The organism is Acetobacter pomorum, assembly GCF_002738225.1.
Classification (GTDB): Bacteria; Pseudomonadota; Alphaproteobacteria; order Acetobacterales; family Acetobacteraceae; genus Acetobacter; species Acetobacter pomorum.
Map to the genome: position 1 here is coordinate 1 of NZ_PEBQ01000137.1, position 3,437 is coordinate 3,437.

A 3,437-nucleotide genomic window follows, 5' to 3' on the forward strand; every position below is an offset into this window, starting at 1 on the left:
ACATGGAGACAAAGTCCCGAAAACACGACCAAAAGTGTCGATGCTCGATTTCGACACTTATTGCACAAAAAACTCCGATTTCGACACTTTTTGACATGGAAATCGGGTAGATAGCGTCATACATGCAGAAAAGCGCCGAAAACACGACCAAAATGCAAGAGTTCAAAGGGGGTATGTCAGTGAGGCCATTTTTGCCCCCAAAACACCCCAAAATCGACCTCCAGAACACCCCCTCCAACACGACACTGGTAGAAAGAGAGAGAAGCACCACAAAACAAACATGCCATAAAACCCATCAGGATCGCCGTAGAGACGTGGAAGCGCCATTTAAGCTAATAGGCACCAGAAAAACGCCAAAACCCATTCAGGAGGCAATCCTGATGATTTTCTGTACAAGAGCCTTGCAAAAGAGACGCATATCATCATGAAAAGTGGAAAAAAATGCAGAAAAAAATAAAATTACAAAATAGAATGATGATATGTAATAAAATTTCAAGGATTAAAAAAAGTGGCACGATACCGTGTTTTTGGTGCAAGCACCGAAAAACACTTCTACCGATTGCGCGCCTGACGGCACCCAATCGGATCGCGAGACACCCCGCTCGCAGCGCGAAAAGCATTACAAATGAATACTTTATCGCAAAATATGTCGCGCAAGCACTCGTCCCAACCAACAAAAAAACTGCCGAAACACCGAGAATGATCTGTCATAAAAAATGCCCTTCCACTGCACGCGTTGCAAAAACTCTCAAAAAATAATTATCGAAATCGGAATATGGTCGAAATCGAAACGAAAAATTTTGCATGTCCGGTGATAGAGGGTCTTGCCGATGGCAGAGGCGGAATGTGCGTATAAAATTAACATTTCCACGGATTTGAGAGAGGCTTCATTTTCGAAATATGCCAGATGACGCAACAACGCGTTCAAATGTGTCGCCGAGAAACATGTATATTCTGTACAACATATCCGGTAAATCTGGTTTTTCATGACTTGATTTTTAGAAAAAGATCGCAGGACAGGTTTTTCCAAACGTTTGCAATCGTCTGAATATCCCTTTCGGGGCCGGAAACAGCCGATAAAGCGCACTTTGAGAATTACTGCAAAGCACTTCGTCTATACTTGTGGGCGGGAAAACTTACGCGTCTGTCTCAACTGTGTTTTTGCCGTGTTGCGGCGAGCAGATGTCAGCGTAAACGTGCGCATCATGGTGTCAGATATCCAGATTTTCTGGTGGCTTGCTGGTTGCATCGCTCATTACGCACGGTACGTGGACTCTCAGAAGCCTGTGACGCCTGCTTAGGAGAGAGCGTTCCCACGGAACTGTTCTGTCTGAAGCCGCATGTTTTCATAAGTGCATCGGGATTTGGAAGTTTACGAGGCTGCTCTGCCTGCCTCCCCAGAAAAGGAAGGCCCCTCAGGGGCCAGTTTCCTTCGTGAACTCCAATTCAGGATTATAGACATGGCGACGCTTTTGACAAAATTCCGTGCTCTCAGGTCAACTTTTTCCCCGTTTTACCCAACGGAGCATGATCTTCAGGTGTATAAACGTCTGACCGAAGAACTGGGGGCCCCACCCAATGCCCATATCTGCCGCTTTCTTGGGGCGGAAGGGCAGCATCTTGTCTTTCTGGGAGATAGCGGTACGCGCGAATGGGCTCGCGTGCAGCGTCTTGCAGCGCAGCGCTGGCCCGGTCTGCCTCATCCCGGTCTTGTCGCCAGAGACGGGAAGACCATGGACTCCCTGCCTGAACGTATTGTCTATGACATGCTGCAGGGGCTTTTGCGCCGTCATATGAAGCTGGATGTGCATCAGCCCATCCTCCGGCAGGCTGGTGATTACCGTGCCGACATGACACTGAGAAAAGGCAAGGCCTCTCTCTTCATCGAGGTTGTCGGGTGCTGCGGATCTGATCGTATCACGCGCAACCAGAAGGAACAGGAATGGCTCCAGCGGTTTGATAAGCGCATGGCGTTTTACCGGGCACATGCGATTGCGCCCGTGTGTATCTGGCTGGATCAGTTTGCCCAACCCGGAACGCTGCGGAAGCTGTGCATCAATCTGGTGGATACAATTGCGCTTGAGGGAGCCCGATCATGAACAACATGACACAGGCTTCCCAGAAGCTTCCGATCTGGAAACAGGGCACCATCCGGCTCATCGACATCGCACCGGGCGTGAGTGGGCGTTTTCGTCTCCGTCAGGGGCTGCCTGTCTCTCTGGCATGGTATGACATCCTCTTTCGTGAAGGACATATCCGCGTGGAAATCAATGGTCAGGTCTGTCACGGTCACCTCGAGGAGGTGCCGGGAGAGACGGGGGGATGCAGCCATGTCATCGATGACCGGCTGTTCAATGCGCTGTTCCCACACGGACAGACACTGCCTCTGTGTCTTGCAGGCTATAACATGGCGTTCCTGCACACTCTGCTCGGGGCGCCATGGGATGAGCCGCCGTATCTGTTGTGTCTGTATAAAATGTCCCGCATGTTCGATTTGGGCAAAACGGGGGATTATACGCTGGCTGAAATCGCCGAGTATACGGATCCTGAAGTGCATGTTCCGTGGTATGAGAATGAAGCTCTGACACGCGTGGAACTCGGGCGCGTTGTGCTGCGCAAACTTCTTTCGATGTGCCGGCTGAACATGATGGTGGCGCTCTCTGGGGCCAAGGTGCCGCCTCCACCGACGTCAGAACCGTTTGGCAAGATCCGTGGGTGGCAGCAGATGGAAGGCGGGGCCTTTCGGGACTTCGAATAAACGCTCAGGCGAGCATCACGTCTGAGCGGTGAGGGGACTGCAAAGACATGCAGTCCCCTTTTATTTTTGAGACTTTACATGCAGGAGGCGTGAATACCAAAGAACACCCGGAGTATCGGGTTTTGTACCGTGAGGTACTATATTACTTCATGTCTTGAAGAAGCTTTCGAGGAGCATTGCCTCTCTCCCCATAAAAGGAAAAGCGTTGAACGCGTTTGTGTCATCGGGGCTCCCGTGTCACTGCGCGCGAGGCGTGTTTTCGTGTCTTTTGTGAGGATAACTTCTTTTCGAAGAGTATTTTCTCCATGTCAAATCAATTTCTCGTGAAACAGGACCCGCATCTCCTTGCTCATGAAGCTCTGCTGCAGATCCGCGATGCGCTTCTGCCAGCGCTGCAGGGCGTGCGCGATGGGAAAAACCACCATGTGGACGGGATCATCCTGCTGACGGAGCGTCTTGTAAAAGATCTTGACGCTGCCTGTGACGCGCTGGATGCGGCATCGCGAAGCTGACACACTCCCGGTCTTCTGCCTGTTCTCAGGCAGAAGACTTTCTCTGATCTGAATAAGCTCTTTGAATTGCCCGAAGTTTCTTATGAAGTAGGACAGTTTTTAAGTCAGACCCGGACAATCCATTTCAGTCTCAGCCATGTTCTTGTTGTTCATCAACCAATTTTCTG

At 50.5% G+C, this 3,437-nt stretch carries 3 protein-coding genes; all 3 read left to right on the forward strand.

What is annotated here, in order from left to right; translation table 11 throughout:
• Positions 1-1,460: 1,460 nt before the first annotated feature.
• The gene (locus tag CSR02_RS09530; protein WP_099541493.1) at positions 1,461-2,099 is read left to right on the forward strand and encodes a hypothetical protein; all 639 of its coding nucleotides are present in this window, start codon (positions 1,461-1,463) and stop codon (positions 2,097-2,099) included.
• Positions 2,096-2,758, forward strand: coding sequence for a hypothetical protein (locus CSR02_RS09535; RefSeq protein ID WP_099541494.1), 663 nt, complete (start codon positions 2,096-2,098; stop codon positions 2,756-2,758). The genes CSR02_RS09530 and CSR02_RS09535 overlap by 4 nt, the downstream gene beginning before the upstream one ends.
• A 305-nt stretch (positions 2,759-3,063) precedes the next feature.
• Positions 3,064-3,270, forward strand: a complete 207-nt coding sequence (locus tag CSR02_RS09540; RefSeq protein WP_244176923.1) for a hypothetical protein — start codon at positions 3,064-3,066, stop codon at positions 3,268-3,270.
• Positions 3,271-3,437 lie beyond the last annotated feature (167 nt).

What these genes read in the sequence shown, in the direction of transcription:
- CSR02_RS09530 (WP_099541493.1), top strand. Translation starts at nt 1,461, where the DNA reads ATGGCGACGCTTTTGACAAAATTCCGTGCTCTCAGGTCAACTTTTTCC.
- CSR02_RS09535 (WP_099541494.1), top strand. Translation starts at nt 2,096, where the DNA reads ATGAACAACATGACACAGGCTTCCCAGAAGCTTCCGATCTGGAAACAG.
- CSR02_RS09540 (WP_244176923.1), top strand. Translation starts at nt 3,064, where the DNA reads ATGTCAAATCAATTTCTCGTGAAACAGGACCCGCATCTCCTTGCTCAT.